Source organism: Streptomyces sp. NPDC047974, assembly GCF_040653375.1.
GTDB lineage: Bacteria > Actinomycetota > Actinomycetes > Streptomycetales > Streptomycetaceae > Streptomyces.
In genome coordinates this window covers 170,948-191,033 of record NZ_JBEZNU010000007.1, presented here as the reverse complement: position 1 = coordinate 191,033, position 20,086 = coordinate 170,948, and the positions used below count along the sequence as shown (strand labels likewise).

Below are 20,086 nucleotides of genomic sequence, written 5' to 3'. Positions count from 1 at the left end.
CGGCCACATCCGGGAAATACCGCAAGTGATCTCCCCACCAGCGCGGAGCCGCTCTAGGCTCTTCGGTACCGCCGAGTCGCGCACTGAGCGCCGCCGGGCAAGGAGGGCCGCATGACCGTACGGCGAGTAATGGGCATCGAGACGGAGTACGGGATCTCCGTCCCCGGACACCCGAACGCCAATGCCATGCTCACCTCGTCCCAGATCGTCAACGCCTACGCCGCGGCGATGCACCGGGCGCGCCGCGCCCGCTGGGACTTCGAGGAGGAGAACCCGCTGCGGGACGCCCGCGGCTTCGACCTCGCCCGCGAGGTCGCCGACTCCAGCCAGCTCACCGACGAGGACATCGGCCTCGCCAACGTGATCCTCACCAACGGCGCCCGGCTCTACGTGGACCACGCCCACCCCGAGTACAGCGCCCCCGAGGTCACCAACCCGCGCGACGCCGTCCTCTGGGACAAGGCCGGCGAGCGGATCATGGCCGAGGCGGCCGAGCGCGCCGCCCAGCTCCCCGGCGCCCAGCCCATCCACCTCTACAAGAACAACACCGACAACAAGGGCGCCTCCTACGGCACGCACGAGAACTACCTGATGAAGCGGGAGACCCCCTTCTCGGACATCGTGCGCCACCTGACGCCCTTCTTCGTCTCCCGCCAGGTCGTCACCGGCGCCGGCCGCGTCGGCCTCGGGCAGGACGGCCGCGAGGACGGCTTCCAGATCAGCCAGCGCGCCGACTACTTCGAGGTCGAGGTCGGCCTGGAGACCACCCTCAAGCGCCCCATCATCAACACCCGCGACGAGCCGCACGCCGACGCGGAGAAGTACCGCCGGCTGCACGTGATCATCGGGGACGCCAACCTCTCCGAGATCTCCACCTACCTCAAACTCGGCACCACGGCGCTCGTCCTCTCCATGATCGAGGACGGCTTCATCACCGTCGACCTCGCCGTCGACCAGCCCGTCCGCACCCTCCACCACGTCTCGCACGACCCCTCGCTCCAGTACCTCGTCACGCTGCGCAGCGGCCGGACACTCACCGCGGTGCAGCTCCAGATGGAGTACTTCGAGCTGGCCAGGAAGTACGTGGACGAGCGGTACGGCGCGGACGCCGACGACCAGACCAAGGACGTCCTGACGCGGTGGGAGGACACCCTCAACCGCCTGGAGAACGACCCGATGAGCCTGGCCGGCGAGCTGGACTGGATCGCCAAGCGGGAGCTCATGGAGGGCTACCGGCGCCGTGACGGCCTGGACTGGGACGCGCCCCGGCTGCACCTGGTGGACCTCCAGTACGCGGACGTGCGGCCCGACAAGGGGCTGTACAACCGCCTGGTGGCCCGCGGGCGCATGAAGCGGCTCCTGGACGAGGCCGAGGTGGAGCGGGCCGAGACGGCGCCGCCGGAGGACACCAGGGCCTACTTCCGGGGCCGCTGCCTGGAGCAGTACGCGGACGACGTGGCCGCCGCCTCCTGGGACTCGGTGATCTTCGACCTGCCGGGCCGCGACTCGCTCCAGCGCGTCCCGACCCTGGAGCCGCTGCGCGGCACCAAGGCCCACGTGGCGGCCCTCCTGGACCGCTGCCGCACGGCGGAGGAACTCGTGAGGGTCCTCTCCGGCAGCTGATTCGAGACCGGAAACAGGGCCTGAAATACCCGGGCCCTGGGAATCATGAAAGCAGTGCACGGGCGTTGCGGAAATGCGGGGGCCGATGTCGGTCCCGGCTTGTAGGGTCTGATCTTGCAGGACCCCAGCAGCACAAGTCCGAGCGATCCGATTCGAGCGGGGTGAGGATATGGCGGCCAAGGACACCGGCGGCGGACAGCAGAAGGCCACGCGTTCCACGGAGGAGGTCGAGGAGACCACCGCGGAGGCGAGCTCCGACCTCCAGGAGCGCCAGGAGAAGCTGAGCGAGGACGTGGACTCGGTCCTCGACGAGATCGACGACGTGCTCGAGGAGAATGCCGAGGAGTTCGTCCGGAGCTTCGTGCAGAAGGGCGGCGAGTAGCCGCCGACCCCCTGTCGTTCCCCGTCCCCGGAGCCCCGGAAGAAGCCGTGGGCCCGGGGACGGATGACAGGCCGTGGCACGGGTAAGGTCCGTGCACAGCAACCAAGATCGGCTCGCGCGTGTCAGGGGCGGGCCGTTCTCACCCACCCGGAAGGAATCGCGTGGAAGCCAACCCTCGTAGCATCGGGCGTCTGCCGGCGGCCTTCCTGACGCCGGGCTCGTCCTCGTTCATCGACTTCCTCGCCGACCACTCGCCGGAGCTGCTGCCGGGCAACCGGAAGCTGCCGGAGGGGATCGTCGAGGCTCCGCACGGCACGACCATCGTGGCCGCGACGTTCCCGGGGGGCGTCGTGCTCGCGGGTGACCGGCGGGCCACCATGGGCAACATGATCGCGCAGCGGGACATCGAGAAGGTGTTCCCGGCGGACGAGTACTCCGCGGTCGGCATCGCCGGCACCGCCGGTCTCGCCGTCGAGATGGTGAAGCTCTTCCAGCTGGAGCTGGAGCACTTCGAGAAGGTGGAGGGCGCCACGCTCTCCCTGGAGGGCAAGGCGAACCGCCTCTCCACCATGATCCGCAGCAACCTCGGCATGGCCATGCAGGGCCTCGCCGTCGTGCCGCTCTTCGCCGGCTGGGACGAGGGCCGGGAGAAGGGCCGGATCTTCTCGTACGACGTGACCGGCGGCCGCTCCGAGGAGCACGGCTACGCCGCCACCGGCTCGGGCTCGATCTTCGCCCGCGGGTCGATGAAGAAGCTGTACCGCGAGGACCTGACCGAGCAGCAGGCGACCACACTGGTCGTACAGGCGCTGTACGACGCGGCGGACGACGACTCGGCGACCGGTGGCCCGGACCTGGCCCGCCGGATCTTCCCGATCGTCACCGTCATCACCGACGAGGGCTTCCGCAGGCTCACCGAGGCGGAATCCTCCGAGCTGGCCCGTTCGGTCACCGAGCGGCGTCTGGAGCAGCCGGACGGACCGCGCGCCGCCCTGCTCTGATCCGTACGTCGCCCCCTCACAGCCCAGAAGAAAGGGACGAGCGCCGGTGTCGACACCGTTCTACGTCTCCCCCCAGCAGGCCATGGCTGACCGCGCGGAGTACGCCCGCAAGGGCATCGCGCGCGGCCGCAGCCTCGTGGTCCTCCAGTACGCCGACGGCATCGTCTTCGTCGGCGAGAACCCGTCCCGTGCTCTGCACAAGTTCAGCGAGATCTACGACCGGATCGGCTTCGCGGCCGCCGGCAAGTACAACGAGTACGAGAACCTCCGCATCGGCGGTGTCCGCTACGCCGACCTGCGCGGCTACACCTACGACCGGGACGACGTCACCGCGCGCGGCCTGGCCAACGTCTACGCGCAGACGCTGGGCACGATCTTCTCCAGCGCCGGCGAGAAGCCGTACGAGGTGGAGCTGGTCGTCGCCGAGGTCGGCACCGAGCCGGCCGGGGACCAGATCTACCGGCTGCCGCACGACGGCTCCATCGTGGACGAGCACGGCTCGGTCGCGGTGGGCGGGAACGCGGAGCAGATCAGCTCCTTCCTGGACCAGCGCCACCGTGACGGGATGTCGCTCGCGGAGGCCCTGAAGCTCGCGGTGCAGGCGCTCTCCCGGGACACCAACGGCACCGAGCGGGAGATCCCCGCCGAGCGCCTGGAGGTGGCGGTCCTGGACCGCACGCGTCCGCAGCAGCGGAAGTTCAAGCGGATCGTCGGCCGCCAGCTGTCGCGCCTCCTGGAGGCGGACAACGCGGCGGCGGCGAAGACGGACGAGCCCTCGGACGAGGCGCCCGAGGAGTAGACGCGTCCGCAGCGAGGGGCCCGGTCCGCCAGGACCGGGCCCCTCCGCGTTCCGGGACTCGGAGGGCCCGGAGGGCTCAGGGGGCCGGTGCGGGGCCCGTGGAGGCGCGCGGGACGAGCCGGGCGGGCAGGACGTCCGAGCGGGCCGGTTCGCCCGCCAGGACGGCGAGCAGCGCCTCCATGCCGCGGCGGCCGAACTCCTCGGCGGGCAGCCGGACCGTGGTGAGCTCCGGTTCGACCGCCGTCGCGAGCGCCATGTCGTCGAAGCCGGTGACCGAGAGGTCCTCGGGCACCCGCAGGCCGAGCCGCCGGGCGGCCTTGCAGACCCCGGCGGCGAGGATGTCGTCGTCGCAGACGACCGCCGTGGGGCGCGGTCCGGGCGCGGCGAGGGCGGCCCCCGCGGCCTCCCGCGCGGCGGCGACGGTGAGCGGGGACCGTACGGTGCGCACCTCCGCCCCGCGCAGGGCCTCGCCGAGCGCGGCGGCCCGGACGTCGAAGGTCCAGGAGGGGGCGGCGGAGGCGAGGTGCAGGAAGCGGCGGTGGCCGAGGGCGAGCAGGTGGGCGGTGACGAGCCGCATGCCCTCGGCGACGTCGAGGTTGACGTGGGCGGCGGCGCCGGGGTCGGCCGGGTCGCTGTCGAGCATGACGAGCGGCAGCTCGCTGCCGCGGAAGGCCTCCAGGGCGGCGGTGGCCATGGAGGAGGCCAGCACGCCGTCCAGGGAGGCCTGGGCGGAGGCGAAGGGGTCGCGGGCGGGGCCCACGCCGTCGGGGGAGGGGTAGAGCACGACGCCGAAGCCGTGGTCGGCGGCGACGGCCGCGGCTCCGGTGTACACGTGGGCGAAGAACTCGTTGGTGAGGGCGGGGACGACGAGCAGGGCGGTGCGGGTGCGGCCGAGGCGGAGGTTGCGGGCCGCGAGGTTGGGCCGGTAGCCGAGCTCGCGGGCGGCCTCCCGGACGGTGCCGGCGGTGCGCTCCGAGACCCGGCCGCGCCACTTCTCGCCGAGGACGAGGGAGACGGTGGCCTGTGAGACGCCCGCCACCCGGGCCACGTCCTTGCTGGTGGGGCGGGTGGCACCCAGGGGTTCGGGGGTCTGCACGGGGCCTCCGCTGCGGGCGTGTGCGATCGGTTTCGAGGGCTGCGGGGTGGACCCGCGTCACGCCGCCATGGTACGTATGACGGCGGAAGTTATACGTAAAACCTCGGCGGGAGCCGACGGAGGGGAGACCCGCATGGCCACCGAGGCCACGGCACACGGCGGCTACCGCGACATCCTGCGGGCGCCGCACGCGCTCCGCCTGCTCACCGGCACCCTGGTCGGCCGCCTGCCCAACGGCACCGGCCCCATCGCCATGACGCTCTTCGTCCGCGACCAGGGCGGCGGCTACACCCTCGCGGGCGGCCTCGTCGCCGCGTACGGCCTCGCCAACGCCGTCGGCCAGCCGCTCCTCGGCCGCGCCGTCGACCTCAAGGGCCAGCCGCGGGTCCAGCTGCCCGCCGCCGTGCTCTCCGCCCTCGGCATGGCCCTCTTCGCCCTCGCCGGCATCGGCGACCTCCCGCTCGCCTACGCGGCCGTGGTCCTCGCCGGGTTCTTCACCCCGCCCCTGGAGGGCGGCCTGCGCGCCCTCTGGCCGAGCGTCCTGGGCCGCGAGGACCGGGTGCACCGGGCGTACGCCCTCGACGCGGTCGCCCAGGAGGTCATGTTCACCGTCGGCCCGCTCCTGGTGACCCTCCTCGTCGCCGTGTGGTCGCCCGCCGCGGCCCTCCTGGTCATCAACCTCATCGGCGTGCTCGGGGCCCTGTCCGTCGTCCTCTCCGAGCCGTCCCGCGCCTGGCGCTCCGCGCCCCGCGAGGCCCACTGGCTCGGCGCCCTGCGCTCCCCGGGGCTGCTCGCCCTGCTCGGCTCCTTCTTCTTCGTCGGGCTCGCCCTCGGTTCCATCACGGTCGCGGCCGTCGCCTACGCCGACGACCGGGGCACCCCGTCCGTCTACGGCTGGCTGATGGCCGCCCTCGGCCTCGGCGCCCTCCTCGGCGGCGTCCTGTACGGCGCCCGGCGGTGGGCCGGGGCGCCCGAGAGCCGGCTGCGCGTCCTGGTCGCGCTGCTCGCGCTCTGCTACCTGCCGCTGACGCTGACCCCCGGCCCGGTCGCCATGAGCGGCCTCGCGGCCCTCTCGGGCTTCTTCCTCGCCCCCGTACTGGCCTGCGCGTTCATCGTGGTGGACCGGCACGCTCCGGCGGGCACCGTCACCGAGGCCTTCTCCTGGCTGGTCACCACCTTCGGCGTCGGCGCCGCACTGGGCTCGGCGGCCGCCGGACCCGCCGTCGAAATCGCCGGGACCGTGGCCGGGTTCGCCGTGGCCGGCGCCGGCGGCCTGGCCGCGCTGCTCGTCCTGCTCGCCACCGGGCGGGTCCTGAACGACCCCGACGCGCCCGGACGCGGCTCCCGACACGCCGTGAGCGGGGGCGCCGCCACCGCGGTGCACACCGAAAAGAACGCCCTCTGACCGGAAAACGATCGAGACGGAAACGTCCAACCCGGTTTCAGCACAGGCCGTCAGGCGTAATGTTCAGACATGGACCGCCGCATTTTCGGGCTGGAGAACGAGTACGGCGTCACGTGCACGTTCAGGGGACAGCGCCGACTGTCTCCTGACGAAGTGGCGCGGTACCTCTTCCGCCGAGTCGTGTCATGGGGCCGCAGCAGCAATGTCTTCCTGCGGAACGGCGCCCGCCTGTACCTGGACGTGGGTTCGCATCCGGAATACGCCACACCGGAATGCGACGACGTGATCGAACTCGTCACCCACGACAAGGCCGGCGAGCGCATTCTCGAAGGTCTTCTCGTGGACGCCGAACGCCGCCTGCACGAGGAGGGAATCGCGGGCGACGTCTACCTCTTCAAGAACAACACCGACTCCGCCGGAAACTCCTACGGCTGCCACGAGAACTATCTCGTCGCCCGCCACGGGGAGTTCTCCCGTCTCGCCGACATCCTCATCCCGTTCCTGGTGACGCGTCAGCTGATCTGCGGGGCGGGCAAGGTGCTCCAGACGCCGCGCGGGGCCGTGTACTGCGTCTCCCAGCGCGCCGAGCACATCTGGGAGGGCGTCAGCTCCGCCACCACCCGCTCCCGGCCCATCATCAACACCCGGGACGAGCCGCACGCCGACGCCGAGCGCTACCGCCGGCTCCACGTCATCGTCGGCGACTCCAACATGTCCGAGACGACCATGCTGCTCAAGGTCGGCGCCACCGACCTCGTGCTGCGCATGATCGAGGCGGGCACCGTGATGCGCGACCTGACCCTGGAGAACCCGATCCGGGCCATCCGCGAGGTCAGCCACGACATCACCGGCCAGCGCAAGGTGCGCCTGGCCAGCGGCCGCGAGGCCTCCGCCCTGGAGGTGCAGCGCGAGTACTACGAGAAGGCCTCCGACTTCGTCGACCGGCGCGGCATCCGGTCCGGCACGGTCGCCCAGGTCCTCGAACTGTGGGGCCGCACGCTCGACGCGATCGAGCAGGAGGAGCTGGACCGCATCCAGACCGAGATCGACTGGGTGATGAAGTACAAGCTCATCGAGCGGTACCGCGCCAAGCACAACATGACCATGTCGAACCCGCGGGTCGCCCAGATAGACCTCGCGTACCACGACATCCACCGCCGCCGCGGGCTGTACTACCTGCTCCAGAAGAACGGGCAGGCGGCGCGGATCTGCAACGACGTGAAGATCTTCGAGGGCAAGTCCGTGCCCCCGCAGACCACCCGGGCCCGGCTCCGCGGCGACTTCATCCGCCGCGCCCAGGAGCAGCGCCGGGACTTCACCGTCGACTGGGTCCACCTCAAGCTCAACGACCAGGCGCAGCGGACGGTCCTCTGCAAGGACCCGTTCCGCTCGGTCGACGACCGGGTGGAGAAGCTGATCGCCGGTATGTAGGACGATCACAAGATCGGTTCAGGGCCCCGCGCGCAGGACGCGCGGGGCCCTGGACGTCTCGGGCGGGTCCCCTAGAGTGTCCGGACAACTACTGTGCCGTCTGAGATCTGAGGAACACGTGCGCCGAATTGCCGGCCTTCTCGTCGTCCCGCTGCTGCTGCTCACAGCGGCCTGCGGCAGCGACACCAAGGGCTCCGATAACGCCTCGATGACCAACGGGCTCCCCGCCATCACCGCGGGCGAGAAGTTCGGCGAGAAGCCGACCCTCTCCAAGGGCGAGGGCGACCCGCCGAAGGAGCTCAAGGTCAACGTCATCAGCGAGGGCGACGGCCCGGCGACCAAGGACGGCGACGCCCTCCAGGTCAACTACCTCGGCCAGACCTGGGACTCGACGACCCCCTTCGACAACAGCTTCGACCGCGGCGAGCCGTTCACCCTCACCCTCGGTGCCGGCCAGGTCATCAAGGGCTGGGACCAGGGCCTGAAGGGCCAGAAGGTCGGCAGCCGCGTCGAGATCGGCATCCCGCCGGAGCTCGGCTACGGCGAGCAGGGCTCGCCGCCCAGCATCAAGGGCGGTGCCACGCTGGTCTTCGTCGTCGACATCCTGAAGGCGACCACGATCCCGAAGTCCGCCGAGGGCACCGTCGTCGCCCAGGAGAACAAGGACCTGCCCAAGGTCGGCACCAACACCGACGGCAAGGCCCCCTCGCTGACCGTCCCGAAGACGGACGCGCCGACGAAGCTCGTCTCCAACTACGTGATCGAGGGCAAGGGCGAGCCGGTCAAGGCCACCGACACCCTGACCGTCCAGTACCAGGGCGTGCTCTGGAAGGACGGCAAGAAGTTCGACAGCTCCTACGACCGGGGCGCCCCGGCGACCTTCCCGCTCGCCAACGTCATCAAGGGCTGGAGCAAGGGCCTGGAGGGCAAGAAGGTCGGCAGCCGCGTGATGCTCGTCGTCCCGCCGGCCGACGGCTACGGCGACCAGGCCCAGGGTCCGATCCCGGCCAACTCCACGCTGGTCTTCACGGTGGACATCCTGACCAAGCAGTGACGGGTTCCCGCGCGTCCCGGCCCGCCAAGCGGTAGGTTGTCGGGGTCGCGCGGGCCATCGTCCGCGCGGTTTCACCCGTATGAGGAGCACACTGCAGTGAGCATCGAGAAGCCCGAGGTCGACTTCCCGGGCGGCGAGCCGCCGGCCGACCTGGAGATCAAGGACATCTGGGAGGGCGACGGCGCGGAGGCCGCGGCCGGGGACACGGTCAAGGTCCACTACGTCGGTGTCTCCTTCAGCACCGGTGAGGAGTTCGACGCCTCCTGGAACCGCGGCGAGGCGCTGGAGTTCCCGCTCGGTGTCGGCATGGTCATCGCGGGCTGGGACCGGGGCGTCCAGGGCATGAAGGTCGGCGGCCGCCGCCAGCTGGTCATCCCCGCCCACCTCGCCTACGGCGACCGCGGCGCCGGCGCCAAGATCGCGCCCGGCGAGACGCTGATCTTCGTCTGCGACCTGGTGGGCGTGAAGAAGGCCTGACCGGCCCCACGCCCCGTACCGAGGGCCCCCGCCTCCGCGGCGGGGGCCCTCGGCTTTTGCCCGGACACCCCGGGGCGGTACGGTCGGACGTCCGAGAACGGAACCGGGGAAGAGGGTGCAAGGCGTCCATGGCGATTGCCAAGGCCGAGCGGCTGATGAATCTCGCGCTGTGCCTGCTCGGGACGCGACGCGCCCTCAGCAAGCGGGAGCTGCGCGGCTCCATCGAGGCCTATCTGGAGGCCAGCGGCGACGAGGCCTTCAACCGCATGTTCGAGCGCGACAAGGACGACCTGCGCGAGCTCGGACTGGTGATCGAGACGGTCGAGAACCTCGACGGTGAGATCGGCTACCTCGCCCGCCGCGACTCCAACCGCCTCCCGCCCATCACCCTGGACGTCGAGGAGGCCGCCGCGCTCGGCCTGGCCGCCCGGGTCTGGCAGCAGGCCCGCCTCGCCGGAGCCGCCAGCGGCGCCCTGCAGAAGCTGCGCGCCGCCGGCATGCCCGAGGCCGAGGACGCCTACGAGATCCAGCCGAGCGCCCTCGAACCCCGCATCCCGGTCCACGAGGCGGCCTTCGAGCCGCTGATGCTGGCCTGCCGCGACCGGCGCCCGGTCTCCTTCGAGTACCGCAAGGCCAACGCCGCCCGCCCCGAGCCCCGCCAGGTCGAGCCCTGGACGCTGGAGTGCTGGCGCGGCCACTGGTACCTCGCCGGCTGGGACCGCGACCGCGGCGCCGAGCGCGTCTTCCGCCTCTCCCGGATCACCGGCAAGGTCCGCTCCCGGGCCGGCGCCTTCACCGCGCCCGTGCCCGACGCCGTCACCGTCCGCGAGACCGTCGAGAGCTGGGCGGGGGAGACCGCCACCCGCTCCGCCCGGATCCGGCTGCGGAGCGGCTGCGGCTATCCGCTGCGGGCCCGCGCCACCGAGACGAGCGAGGGCACCGACGGCTGGGACGAGCTGGAGATCCCGTACGGGCACGGCCTCGACGCCTGGCTCGTCGAGTTCGGCCCCGACGTCGTCGTACTGGAACCGGCCGACCTGAAGGCCGACGTGGTGGAGCGGCTGCGCGCCGTCGCCAAGGGCTGAGGGGGAGACGAACCGCATGGCTGCCAACGCGATCGACCAGACGAGGCGGATGCTCTCCCTCGTCACCTACCTCCGCGAGCGCCCCGGCGCCCACGTCGCCGACGTGGCCCGCGCCTTCGGCATCACCGAGGACGAGCTCATCTCCGACCTGGACGTGCTGCCCATGTGCGGCACCAGCTTCCGGGGCGGCGACCTCCTCGACATCGACACCGACGGCGACCGGATCTGGTGGCGCAACCCCGGCGCGCTGAGCGCGGAGGCCTCCGAGCCGCTGCGGCTCGCCGCCGACGAGGCCACCGCGCTGCTCGTCGCCGCCCGCGCCGTCGCCACCCTGCCGGGGCTGCGCGAGGGGGACCGGGACGCGCTGGTGCGCGCCACCGCCAAGCTGGAGGCCGCCGCCGGCGAGGCCGCCGGCGCCAGCGCCCGGCTCTCGGTCACCTTCGAGTCCGAGGGCGGCGTCTTCGCCGAGGTCGACCGGGCCATCTCCGAGCGCAAGCGGCTCTGGCTCCGCTACTACTCGCCGGCCCGCGACGAGCTCACCGAGCGCGAGGTCGACCCCATCCGCCTCTTCGCGGTCGGCCACACCTACATGGAGGCGTGGTGCCGCCTCTCGGAGGACCGCCGCACCTTCCGCCTCGACCGGGTCGCCGAGATCCGGATCCTGGAGGAGGCCGCCGCGCCCCCGGAGCTGGAGCTGCGAGACCTCTCCGAGGGGCTGGTCCAGCCCTCCGCCGACGACCCGGAGGTCGTGGTCGAGGTCGGCCCGGGCGGGCGCTGGGTCGCCGAGTACTACCCGCACGACCGGGCCGACGAGCTGCCGGACGGCGGCCTGCGGATCACCCTGCGGACCCCGGACCCGGCCTCGCTGAAGCGGCTCGCGCTGCGGCTCGGCAGCGACGGGCGGATCGTCGCGCCGGCCGGGCTCGCGGAGAGTGCCCGGGAGGCGGCGACGGCGGCGCTCGCCGCGTACGAGGGCGTGTGACCTGTCTCTCGTGCCGTCGTTCCGAGGGGGAGCGACTTACCCGAGTGGCAGCGAGTCCCAGCGAGTCTTCCAGGTAGAGAGTTGAGGGAAATGTCCGTGATGTCCGGCCTGTCGGCGTCGATCGCCCCGGTCCTCTTCAAGGCCGCCTGCCCCGACTGCCGCTGCCGCTTCGAACTGGCCGCGGGCGCCCTGCGGCTGGCCATCGGAGCCAGCCGCCGCACCACCTTCTACTCCTTCACCTGCCCCGAATGCGGAAGCTCCGTCCGCAAGCCCGCCGGCGAGCGCATCGTCGAACTCCTCACCGGCGGCGGCGTCCGCACCCTCCGCCTCCACACCACCGCCTGACCGGCGCCCCACCCCGTAAACGCTAGGCTCCGCCCATGTTCTGGCCCATGCTCGCGATCGCCCTCGGCTTCCTCGGCCTCGCCGTCCTCGGCGTCCTCGCCGTCAGGGTCTTCCTGGAGGTGCGGCGTCTCGGTCGCCAAGTGGAAGACACCACACGGCGCATCCAGCGCGCCGCGGACGAGCTGGAGACCGCCGCCACCGGGCTGGCGCGAACAAGCCGTTCCCTGCCCTGAGTCAGAGGATCCGCACCGCGCCGATAGGGCCTGATCAGGGCCCCTCGGACGCAATCGCGAGTACGCACGGGCATTGCCCGACGTTTACTCCTGCGGGTTACGATCGCAGACAGCGCGGAGGCCGGACGCATGTCCGACCGGCCGGGCACGCACCCATGCCGCCTCGGTGAGAAGAGAGACCACAGTCATGTTCCGTCAGATCGGTCCCCTGGAGATCAGCCTCATCCTGCTGGTCGTCGTGCTCCTCTTCGGTGCCAAGAAGCTTCCGGAGATGGCCCGCTCCCTCGGCAAGTCCGCCCGCATCCTCAAGAGCGAGGCCAAGGCCATGAAGTCGGAGGGCCAGGAGGCCGCTCCCGCCGAGGCCCCGGCCGAGCAGGCCGCGCCCGCCGCCCAGCGCACCATCAAGGCCGCCCCCGGCGACGTCACCGGCGCCCGTCCCGTGACCGAGGCGTCGGACACCACCCAGCGCTGACCCGGCCCACGCCGGCCGCTGAACCGTTCGCCCGCAAGTTCGCCGCCCAGCGGCCTGCCCGCACGAGATGAGGACGTGGGTTGCCCAAGTCTGCCCGCATGAAGAAGGAGAAGGACCCCGAGGGGCGGATGCCGCTCGCGGACCACCTCCGTGAGCTGCGCAACCGCCTGGCCAAGGCGATGCTGGCGATCGTGCTCGCCTCCGTGGTGGCCGCGTTCTTCAGCCAGCAGCTGATGGACCTTCTGTCGTCCCCCGTACCGAAGTGTGCTCCGGACTCCTCCCTGTCCGCGAACACCGGCGGACGGTGCGTCGTGCTCGCCTACCAGACCATGCTCTCCCCCTTCACCTCCACGGTGAAGGTGGTCATGCTGGCGGGCCTCGTCGCCTCCAGCCCGGTCTGGCTCTACCAGCTCTGGGCCTTCGTCGCGCCCGGCCTGCACAAGAGCGAGAAGAAGTACACGTACTGGTTCGCCGCCATCGCCGTCCCGCTCTTCGGAGCCGGCGCCTACACGGCGTTCCTGATCATGCCCGTCAGCGTGCGCGTCCTCATCAGCATCACGCCCGAGGTCGCCTCGAACTTCCTCTCCCTCGACGACCTCCTGGACTTCACCACCAGGATGGTGCTCGTCTTCGGCGTCGCCTTCGAGCTGCCGCTGCTGCTGATCATGCTGAACCTCACGGGCGTGGTCACCGGCAAGCGCATGGCCGGCTGGTGGCGCGCCATGGTGATGGGCACCTTCGTCTTCGGAGCCGTCGCCACCCCGTCCACCGACCCGCTCGGCATGATCGCCCTCGCCGGGCCGATCATCGTCCTGTACTTCATCGCCGTCGGCTTCTCGCTCCTCAACGACAAGCGCCGGGCCCGCAACAACCCCGACGCGCAGCTCTCCGACGACGAGGCGTCCGTACTCGACCACACCCCCGAGCCCGTCGGCGCCCTGGACCCCGTCCCCGCCGCCCGCGCCCTGCCCGAGCAGGCCGGCGGCGACACCGACGGCGCCCGCGCCCACAGCGCCGGCTACGACGACATCACCTGATTCCGGTCCCGGTCGCAGCAGGGTCCCCCCGGTCGAGAACCGGGGGGACCCCGTCGTTTCCGGGAAGCTGTGAAGCCCCTCGATAAAGATCGCGTCACTGTCGGAGGGGGCGGGTAGGCTCGAAGACAAGATGACAGAGGACCTCACCCCAGCCGAGGCGTACGCGGCCGCACGGGCGCGCAACGCAGAGCAGGCCACCGCGCTGGCCCCCTTCCGAGAGATGTACGAATTCGGGCTGGACCCGTTCCAGATCGAGGCGTGCAAGGCTCTCGAAGCGGGCAAGGGCGTGCTCGTCGCCGCCCCCACGGGCTCCGGCAAGACCATCGTCGGCGAGTTCGCCGTCCACCTCGCCCTCACGCAGGGCCGCAAGTGCTTCTACACGACCCCCATCAAGGCGCTGTCGAACCAGAAGTACGCCGACCTCGTCAAGCGGTACGGCCCCGACAAGGTCGGCCTGCTCACCGGCGACAACAGCGTGAACGGCGACGCGCCGATCGTCGTCATGACCACCGAGGTCCTCCGCAACATGCTCTACGCGGGGTCCCAGGCGCTCTCCGGCCTCGGCTACGTCGTCATGGACGAGGTCCACTACCTCTCCGACCGCTTCCGCGGCGCCGTCTGGGAGGAAGTGATCATCCACCTCCCCGAGTCGGTCACCCTCGTCTCCCTCTCCGCCACCGTCTCCAACGCCGAGGAGTTCGGCGACTGGCTCGACACCGTCCGCGGCGACACCGACGTCATCGTCTCCGAAGAGCGCCCCGTCCCCCTCTGGCAGCACGTCCTCGCCGGCCGCCGGATGTACGACCTCTTCGAGGAGGAGACCGACCACGGGGGCCGCGGCGCCGCCCGCCGCGAGGTCAACCCCGACCTCCTCCGCCTCGCCCGCACCGAGAACACGCGCACGTACAACCCCCGCGACCGCCGCCGCGGCAAGATGGTCCGCGAGGCCGACCGCGAGCGCGAGCGCCGCCAGCGCTCCCGCATCTGGACCCCTGGCCGTCCCGAGGTCATCGAGCGGCTCGACAACGAGGGCCTGCTTCCGGCCATCACCTTCATCTTCAGCCGCGCCGGCTGCGAGGCCGCCGTCCAGCAGTGCCTCTACGCCGGCCTCAGGCTCAACGACGACGAGGGCCGCCGCCGCGTCCGCGAGATCGTCGAGGCCCGCACCGCCGCCATCCCCGACGAGGACCTCCACGTCCTCGGCTACTTCGAATGGCTGGAGGCGCTGGAGCGCGGCATCGCCGCCCACCACGCCGGCATGCTCCCCACCTTCAAGGAGGTCGTCGAGGAGCTCTTCGTCCGCGGCCTCGTCAAGGCCGTCTTCGCCACCGAGACGCTCGCCCTCGGCATCAACATGCCCGCGCGGTCGGTCGTCCTGGAGAAGCTGGTCAAGTGGAACGGCGAGCAGCACGCCGACATCACCCCCGGCGAGTACACCCAGCTCACCGGCCGGGCCGGCCGCCGCGGCATCGACGTCGAGGGCCACGCCGTCGTCCTCTGGCAGCGCGGACTCGACCCCGACCACCTCGCCGGGCTCGCGGGCACCCGCACCTACCCGCTGCGCTCCAGCTTCCGCCCCTCGTACAACATGGCGGTCAACCTGGTCGAGCAGTTCGGCCGGCACCGCTCCAGGGAGCTCCTGGAGACCTCCTTCGCCCAGTTCCAGGCCGACCGCTCCGTCGTCGGCATCTCCCGCCAGGTCCAGCGGAACGAGGAGGGACTGGAGGGCTACCGCGAGGGCATGACCTGCCACCTCGGCGACTTCGAGGAGTACGCGCGGCTCCGCCGCGACCTCAAGGACCGCGAGACGGACCTGGCCAAGCAGGGGGCCGCCCAGCGGCGCGCCCAGGCCGCCGCCTCCCTGGAGAAGCTGAAGCCCGGCGACGTCATCCACGTGCCCACCGGCAAGTTCGCCGGCCTCGCGCTCGTCCTCGACCCCGGCATCCCGGCCGGCCGCACCAACGGCCACCGGGGCTTCGAGCAGCACGACGGGCCGCGGCCCCTCGTCCTCACAGCGGAGCGGCAGGTCAAGCGCCTCGCCTCCATCGACTTCCCCGTCCCGGTGGAGGCCCTGGAGCGCATGCGCATCCCCAAGACCTTCAACCCGCGCTCGCCGCAGTCCCGCCGCGACCTCGCCTCCGCGCTCCGCTCCAAGGCCGGGCACATCAACCCCGAGCGGCACCGCAAGCAGCGCTCCGGCGCCGCCGACGACCGCGAGATCGCCCGGCTGCGCACGGCGATCCGGGCCCACCCCTGCCACGGCTGCGACGAGCGCGAGGACCACGCCCGCTGGGCCGAGCGCTACCACCGCCTGCAGCGCGACACCAAGCAGCTGGAGCGGCGCATCGAGGGCCGGACGAACACCATCGCCCGCACCTTCGACCGGATCGTCGCGCTCCTCACCGAGCTCGACTACCTGCGCGCCGACGAGGTCACCGACAACGGCAGGCGGCTCGCCCGCCTCTACGGCGAACTCGACCTGCTCGCCAGCGAATGCCTCCGCGAAGGCGTCTGGGAGGGCCTCGCCCCGGCCGAACTCGCCGCCTGCGTCTCCGCCCTCGTCTACGAGGCGCGGCAGGCCGACGACGCCGTGGCGCCGAAGGTGCCCGGCGGCCAGGCCAAGGCGGCGCTCGCCGAGATGGTCCACATCTGGGGCCGGCTCGACGCGCTGGAGGAGGAGTTCAAGATCAATCAGGCGGAGGGCGTCGGCCAGCGCGAGCCCGACCTCGGCTTCGCCTGGGCCGCCTACCAGTGGGCCTCCGACAAGAGCCTCGACGAGGTGCTGCGCGAGGCGGAGATGCCGGCGGGCGACTTCGTCCGCTGGTGCAAGCAGGTGATCGACGTCCTCGGACAGATCGCCGCGGCGGCCCCCAAGGAGAACAGCACGGTCGCGAAGAACGCGCGCAAGGCCGTGGACGCGCTGCTGCGCGGTGTGGTGGCGTACAGCTCGGTCGGCTGACGTCCTTTCACATCCCGCCGGAAGGGCCCGTGATGGAGCACATCACGGGCCCTTCCGCTGTTCGGGCGCGGTTGTCCACAGGTCGTCGTCCACAGGGGTGGCGCGGTGGCGGAGCCTTCCGCTTGCATGGACTCGCACACGGGCACAGCGAGTTGGGGAGGGGACGTACGTGACCACGCACGCCGGCGCGGAGGCAGGGAGCGCCATCACCATCGCCGAGGGGCCGCGCGGAGTGCCGCTGCTCGGCAATCTGCCGGCCTTCGGCAAGGACCCGCTCGCCTTCTTCGAACGGCTGCGGGAGCGGGGCGACGTCGTCCGCTGGCGGTTCGGCCCCAGCCCCGCGCTCTTCATCGCCCACCCCGACAACATCGGCGAACTCCTCACCGGAATCGAGTCCACCTTCGACCAGCCGGACCTGGGCATCGCCATCCGCACCCTGCTCGGGAACGGCGTGGTGGTCGCCAAGGGCCGCGACTGGCGGCGCAAGCGTTCGCTGGTCCAGCCGTCGGTCCGGCCCAAGCAGGTCCGCTCCTACGCGTCGACCATGACGGAGTGCGCCGTCGCCCTCGCCGACCGCTGGTCGGACGGGCAGCGGATCGACATCAAGAAGGAGATGGCGGAGCTCACCCGACTCATCGCCGTCCGCACCATCTTCGGGGCGGACACCGCCTCCGACGCGGAGGCGATCGGTCGGGCGATGGACATCGCCCAGCAGGAGATCGGCGCGGAGCTCAGCGGGATCGGCGCCCTCCTGCCCGACTGGATCCCGACCCCCGGCCGGGCCCGCGTCAAGCGCGCCACCGCCGTCATCGACGCCGAGGTCGCCCGCCTGGTCGCCCGCCACCGGGACGGCGGCGAGGACCGCCCCGACCTCCTCAGCCGGCTCCTGACCGCCCGGGACGAGACCGGGGCCCAGCTCTCCGACCGCGAGATCCGCGACGAGACGGTCACCCTCTACATCGGCGGCCACGAGACCACCAGCTCCACCCTCGTCTGGGCCTGGTACCTCCTCTCCCGCGACGAGAAGGTCCGGCGGACGCTCACCGAGGAGCTCGACCGGGTCCTCGCCGACCACGAGCCCGGCTACGACGACTACGCCTCCCTCACCTACACCCAGGCCGTCATCAAGGAGACCCTCCGCCTCTACCCGACGATCTGGCTCCTCACCGGCATCGCCAAGGAGGGCGCCACCCTCGGCGGCACCCCCGTCCCGCCCGGCACCCGCGTCTGGTCCAGCCAGTGGGCCACCCACCGCGACCCCCGCTGGTACGGCGACGCGGGCACGTTCCGCCCCGAGCGCTGGCTCGCCGACGACGCGGCCGCACCGGACGAGAAGATCCCCGAGTACGCCTGGTACCCCTTCGGCGGAGGCCCCCGCGTCTGCCTCGGCACCCGCTTCGCCCTCGTGGAAGCGGTCCTCGTCCTCGCCGTCCTCGCCCGCCGCTACGACCTGGACGTGGACCCCGAAGAGATACGCCCGGTCCCGAGCCTCACCCTCCAGCCGCACCGCGAGGTCCTGGCCGGCGTCCGGGCCCGGGGGAGCGCGGCGGGGTGAGGGGCCGGCCTTGTCCCACGCCGTCCGGAGTGGGCGTCAGGGGGTTTCGGTGGGTTCCTGTTCGCGTTCCACCTGGGCGTTCCAGTCGCGCTTGATGGCGCGCCAGGCTTCGTCCGTCTTGCCCTGGCGCCAGTAGCCGGAGATGGAGAGGCGTTCGAGGGGGACCCGGCGGTCCATGCGGAGGTGGCGGCGGAGTTCCTTGACGCAGCCGGCTTCGCCGTGGACGAAGGCGTGGACGTCGCCCTCGGGGAAGGGGAGGGTGCGGACGGCCTCGATGAGGGCTTCGCCGGCCGGGCGTCCGGCGCGGTGGAGCCAGGTCACCTCGATGCCCGCCTCCGTCGCGAACTTCTGCTCGTCGGCGGCGTCCTCGATCTCGATGAAGGCGTGCACCGTCGCGCCCGCGGGGAGTCGTTCGAGGGCCACCGCGATGGCGGGGAGCGCGCTCTCGTCGCCGGCGAGGAGGTGCCAGTCCGCGGCCGGGTCCGGGGTGTAGCCGCCGCCGGGGCCGAGGAAGCGCACCGTCTCGCCGACCTGGGCGCGGGCCGCCCAGGGGCCCGCCAGGCCCTCGTCGCCGTGGACCACGAAGTCCAGGGTCAGCTCGCGGTGCGCCGGGTCCCAGGCGCGGACCGTGTACGTGCGGGTGGTGGGCCACTGTTCGCGCGGGTACTCGGCCCGGATCCGCTCCATGTCGAAGGGCTCCGGGTAGGTGACCTCCCCGGGGGCGAAGAGCAGCTTCACGTAGTGGTCGGTGAAGTCGCCGGCCTCGAAACCGTCCAGGCCCGGGCCGCCGAGCACGACCCGCACCATGTGCGGGGTGATGCGCTCGGTGTGCACCACGCGCGCTTCGGTGGCCCTGGGGGCCTTGCGGGCCGGCTGCTCTGCCACGGTGGGCTCTCCTGACTGCCTGGGAAGACTTAGGTATGCCTAAGTTAACATCCCCCGCCTGTCGCGTCAGCGACCGGCGAGGACCGGCAGCAGCCGGCTCACGGCGCCGCCGAGGTTCCAGCGGGCCGCCAGCGCGTCCAGGGCCGCCGGGTCGCGCGGGGCGGCCGGCAGCGCCGGGTCGAAGTCGGGCAGTGGCACGTCCCGGGCGACCCGGACCACCGTCGGCGCCACGTCCAGATAGGCCGCCGCCTCGACGATCCCGCGCCGCTTGGCCGGGGTGAGCTTCGAGGTGCGGTCCTCGGCGGCCGCCCGGACGCCGGACAGGTCGCCGTACTCGGTGATCAGCTGCGCCGCCGTCTTCTCGCCGATGCCCTTCACCCCGGGCAGGCCGTCGCTGGCGTCGCCGCGGAGGGCCGCGAAGTCGGCGTACTGGTCGGGCCGGACCCCGTACTTCCCGCGGATCAGCTCGTCGTCCACCAGGTCGCAGTCGCCGACGCCCTTGCGCGGGTACAGCACCCGGACCGCCCGCTCGTCGTCGACGAGCTGGAAGAGGTCCCGGTCGCCGGTCACGATGTCCACCGGGCCCTTCGCGCCGGCCGTCAGCGTGCCGATCACGTCGTCCGCCTCGTAGCCCGCCGCGCCGATCCGGGCGATGCCGAGTGCCGCGAGGACCTCCTCGATCACCGGCACCTGCGGGGAGAGCGTGTCCGGGATCTCCTCCTCGTCCGGCCCGGTCTCCGTCTCCACGGCCACCCGGTGCGCCTTGTAGGAGGGGATCAGGTCCACCCGCCACTGCGGACGCCAGTCCTCGTCCCAGCAGGCGACCAGGTCGTCGGGCCGGTGGTCGTGGACCAGCCGGCCGATGAAGTCGAGCAGCCCCCGCACGGCGTTCACCGGCGTCCCGTCCGGGGCCCGGACCGAGTCCGGCACGCCGAAGTAGGCGCGGAAGTAGAGGCTGGCGGTGTCCAGGAGCATCAGGCGTCGCGTCACACCCCGATCATGCCGCACCCGGCCGACACCGGCCCGGACCGGAGGCCGCGCCCGGCCGACGACGATCCGACACCGGCCCGGACCCGGAGGCTGCGCCCGGCCGACGCCGGTCCGGCACCGGCCCGGACCCGGAGGTCGTACCCCGTCGACGCCGGCCTGGACCGGAGGCCGCACCCCGTCGACACCGGCCCCGACCGGAGGCCGCGCCCGGCCGATGCCGGTCCGACAGCGGCGCGGACCGGCGGGCGCGCCCCGGAGCCTCGGCTTCCGTGCTT

General features: G+C 72.0%; 19 protein-coding genes. 16 read left to right on the top strand and 3 right to left on the bottom strand.

Translation table 11 applies throughout. The features are described from left to right. Nucleotides 1–111: 111 nt before the first annotated feature. The 4 genes from dop to prcA all read left to right on the top strand — a co-directional run bounded on the left by dop (nucleotide 112) and on the right by prcA (nucleotide 3,805). The gene (dop, locus tag AB0E19_RS13125; RefSeq protein WP_362177783.1) at nucleotides 112–1,623 is read left to right on the top strand and encodes a depupylase/deamidase Dop; all 1,512 of its coding nucleotides are present in this window, start codon (nucleotides 112–114) and stop codon (nucleotides 1,621–1,623) included. Between the two features lie 169 nt (nucleotides 1,624–1,792). Further along, nucleotides 1,793–2,005 carry a ubiquitin-like protein Pup gene (locus AB0E19_RS13120; RefSeq protein ID WP_362177780.1) on the top strand — a complete coding sequence of 71 codons (213 nt, stop codon included), beginning with the start codon at nucleotides 1,793–1,795 and terminating at the stop codon, nucleotides 2,003–2,005. A gap of 161 nt (nucleotides 2,006–2,166) precedes the next feature. Continuing rightward, nucleotides 2,167–3,006: a proteasome subunit beta gene (gene prcB / locus AB0E19_RS13115; RefSeq protein ID WP_362177776.1), complete on the top strand. Its 840-nt coding sequence runs from the start codon at nucleotides 2,167–2,169 to the stop codon at nucleotides 3,004–3,006. Between the two features lie 46 nt (nucleotides 3,007–3,052). Further along, the gene (gene prcA, locus AB0E19_RS13110) at nucleotides 3,053–3,805 is read left to right on the top strand and encodes a proteasome subunit alpha (RefSeq protein ID WP_189949647.1); all 753 of its coding nucleotides are present in this window, start codon (nucleotides 3,053–3,055) and stop codon (nucleotides 3,803–3,805) included. A gap of 76 nt (nucleotides 3,806–3,881) precedes the next feature. Here prcA and AB0E19_RS13105 read toward each other — a convergent pair whose 3' ends face one another. Beyond that, a complete protein-coding gene (locus AB0E19_RS13105) occupies nucleotides 3,882–4,901 on the bottom strand; it encodes a LacI family DNA-binding transcriptional regulator (protein ID WP_362177772.1) in 1,020 nt (339 codons plus the stop codon). 133 nt (nucleotides 4,902–5,034) lie between these two features. Here AB0E19_RS13105 and AB0E19_RS13100 point away from each other — a divergent pair, with 133 nt between their 5' ends. From AB0E19_RS13100 to AB0E19_RS13045, 12 genes are all read left to right on the top strand, one after another. Continuing rightward, nucleotides 5,035–6,306 carry an MFS transporter gene (locus AB0E19_RS13100; protein ID WP_362177769.1) on the top strand — a complete coding sequence of 424 codons (1,272 nt, stop codon included), beginning with the start codon at nucleotides 5,035–5,037 and terminating at the stop codon, nucleotides 6,304–6,306. A gap of 69 nt (nucleotides 6,307–6,375) precedes the next feature. Continuing rightward, the gene (pafA, locus tag AB0E19_RS13095) at nucleotides 6,376–7,737 is read left to right on the top strand and encodes a Pup--protein ligase (protein ID WP_189976576.1); all 1,362 of its coding nucleotides are present in this window, start codon (nucleotides 6,376–6,378) and stop codon (nucleotides 7,735–7,737) included. Nucleotides 7,738–7,855: 118 nt separating this feature from the next. Further along, nucleotides 7,856–8,791, top strand: a complete 936-nt coding sequence (locus AB0E19_RS13090) for an FKBP-type peptidyl-prolyl cis-trans isomerase (protein ID WP_362177766.1) — start codon at nucleotides 7,856–7,858, stop codon at nucleotides 8,789–8,791. A 96-nt stretch (nucleotides 8,792–8,887) separates the two neighbouring features. After that, the gene (locus AB0E19_RS13085; RefSeq protein ID WP_362177764.1) at nucleotides 8,888–9,268 is read left to right on the top strand and encodes an FKBP-type peptidyl-prolyl cis-trans isomerase; all 381 of its coding nucleotides are present in this window, start codon (nucleotides 8,888–8,890) and stop codon (nucleotides 9,266–9,268) included. 128 nt (nucleotides 9,269–9,396) lie between these two features. Then, nucleotides 9,397–10,353: a WYL domain-containing protein gene (locus tag AB0E19_RS13080; RefSeq protein WP_362177761.1), complete on the top strand. Its 957-nt coding sequence runs from the start codon at nucleotides 9,397–9,399 to the stop codon at nucleotides 10,351–10,353. A gap of 16 nt (nucleotides 10,354–10,369) precedes the next feature. Then, nucleotides 10,370–11,335: a WYL domain-containing protein gene (locus AB0E19_RS13075; protein WP_360603784.1), complete on the top strand. Its 966-nt coding sequence runs from the start codon at nucleotides 10,370–10,372 to the stop codon at nucleotides 11,333–11,335. A gap of 90 nt (nucleotides 11,336–11,425) precedes the next feature. Continuing rightward, nucleotides 11,426–11,680 carry a hypothetical protein gene (locus AB0E19_RS13070; RefSeq protein WP_189949632.1) on the top strand — a complete coding sequence of 85 codons (255 nt, stop codon included), beginning with the start codon at nucleotides 11,426–11,428 and terminating at the stop codon, nucleotides 11,678–11,680. 35 nt (nucleotides 11,681–11,715) lie between these two features. Continuing rightward, complete coding sequence (locus AB0E19_RS13065; RefSeq protein WP_360603787.1) at nucleotides 11,716–11,913, top strand: hypothetical protein; 198 nt, start codon at nucleotides 11,716–11,718, stop codon at nucleotides 11,911–11,913. Between the two features lie 187 nt (nucleotides 11,914–12,100). After that, on the top strand, nucleotides 12,101–12,385 hold the full coding sequence (gene tatA / locus AB0E19_RS13060) for a Sec-independent protein translocase subunit TatA (protein ID WP_360603789.1): 285 nt from the start codon (nucleotides 12,101–12,103) through the stop codon (nucleotides 12,383–12,385). A 128-nt stretch (nucleotides 12,386–12,513) separates the two neighbouring features. Continuing rightward, nucleotides 12,514–13,422 carry a twin-arginine translocase subunit TatC gene (gene tatC / locus AB0E19_RS13055; RefSeq protein ID WP_362178078.1) on the top strand — a complete coding sequence of 303 codons (909 nt, stop codon included), beginning with the start codon at nucleotides 12,514–12,516 and terminating at the stop codon, nucleotides 13,420–13,422. 130 nt (nucleotides 13,423–13,552) lie between these two features. After that, nucleotides 13,553–16,381, top strand: coding sequence for a DEAD/DEAH box helicase (locus AB0E19_RS13050; protein ID WP_362177755.1), 2,829 nt, complete (start codon nucleotides 13,553–13,555; stop codon nucleotides 16,379–16,381). A 169-nt stretch (nucleotides 16,382–16,550) separates the two neighbouring features. Continuing rightward, entirely contained in the window at nucleotides 16,551–17,936 is a 1,386-nt protein-coding gene (locus AB0E19_RS13045) for a cytochrome P450 (protein ID WP_362177752.1), read from the top strand. Between the two features lie 36 nt (nucleotides 17,937–17,972). On the opposite strand, the gene AB0E19_RS13040 is transcribed toward AB0E19_RS13045, so the two are convergent. Both AB0E19_RS13040 and AB0E19_RS13035 read right to left on the bottom strand, forming a co-directional pair. Next, nucleotides 17,973–18,821 (bottom strand): siderophore-interacting protein, encoded by an 849-nt coding sequence (locus AB0E19_RS13040; protein ID WP_362177749.1) that lies wholly within the window; start codon nucleotides 18,819–18,821, stop codon nucleotides 17,973–17,975. Between the two features lie 66 nt (nucleotides 18,822–18,887). Then, on the bottom strand, nucleotides 18,888–19,796 hold the full coding sequence (locus AB0E19_RS13035; protein WP_362178075.1) for a 5'-3' exonuclease: 909 nt from the start codon (nucleotides 19,794–19,796) through the stop codon (nucleotides 18,888–18,890). Nucleotides 19,797–20,086: the final 290 nt, after the last annotated feature.

Coding starts and splice junctions, on each gene's coding strand:
- dop (WP_362177783.1), top strand. CDS start 112: ATGACCGTACGGCGAGTAATGGGCATCGAGACGGAGTACGGGATCTCC.
- AB0E19_RS13120 (WP_362177780.1), top strand. CDS start 1,793: ATGGCGGCCAAGGACACCGGCGGCGGACAGCAGAAGGCCACGCGTTCC.
- AB0E19_RS13100 (WP_362177769.1), top strand. CDS start 5,035: ATGGCCACCGAGGCCACGGCACACGGCGGCTACCGCGACATCCTGCGG.
- pafA (WP_189976576.1), top strand. CDS start 6,376: ATGGACCGCCGCATTTTCGGGCTGGAGAACGAGTACGGCGTCACGTGC.
- AB0E19_RS13080 (WP_362177761.1), top strand. CDS start 9,397: ATGGCGATTGCCAAGGCCGAGCGGCTGATGAATCTCGCGCTGTGCCTG.
- AB0E19_RS13075 (WP_360603784.1), top strand. CDS start 10,370: ATGGCTGCCAACGCGATCGACCAGACGAGGCGGATGCTCTCCCTCGTC.
- AB0E19_RS13070 (WP_189949632.1), top strand. CDS start 11,426: ATGTCCGTGATGTCCGGCCTGTCGGCGTCGATCGCCCCGGTCCTCTTC.
- AB0E19_RS13065 (WP_360603787.1), top strand. CDS start 11,716: ATGTTCTGGCCCATGCTCGCGATCGCCCTCGGCTTCCTCGGCCTCGCC.
- tatA (WP_360603789.1), top strand. CDS start 12,101: ATGTTCCGTCAGATCGGTCCCCTGGAGATCAGCCTCATCCTGCTGGTC.
- tatC (WP_362178078.1), top strand. CDS start 12,514: ATGCCGCTCGCGGACCACCTCCGTGAGCTGCGCAACCGCCTGGCCAAG.
- AB0E19_RS13050 (WP_362177755.1), top strand. CDS start 13,553: ATGACAGAGGACCTCACCCCAGCCGAGGCGTACGCGGCCGCACGGGCG.
- AB0E19_RS13035 (WP_362178075.1), bottom strand. CDS start 19,796: ATGCTCCTGGACACCGCCAGCCTCTACTTCCGCGCCTACTTCGGCGTG.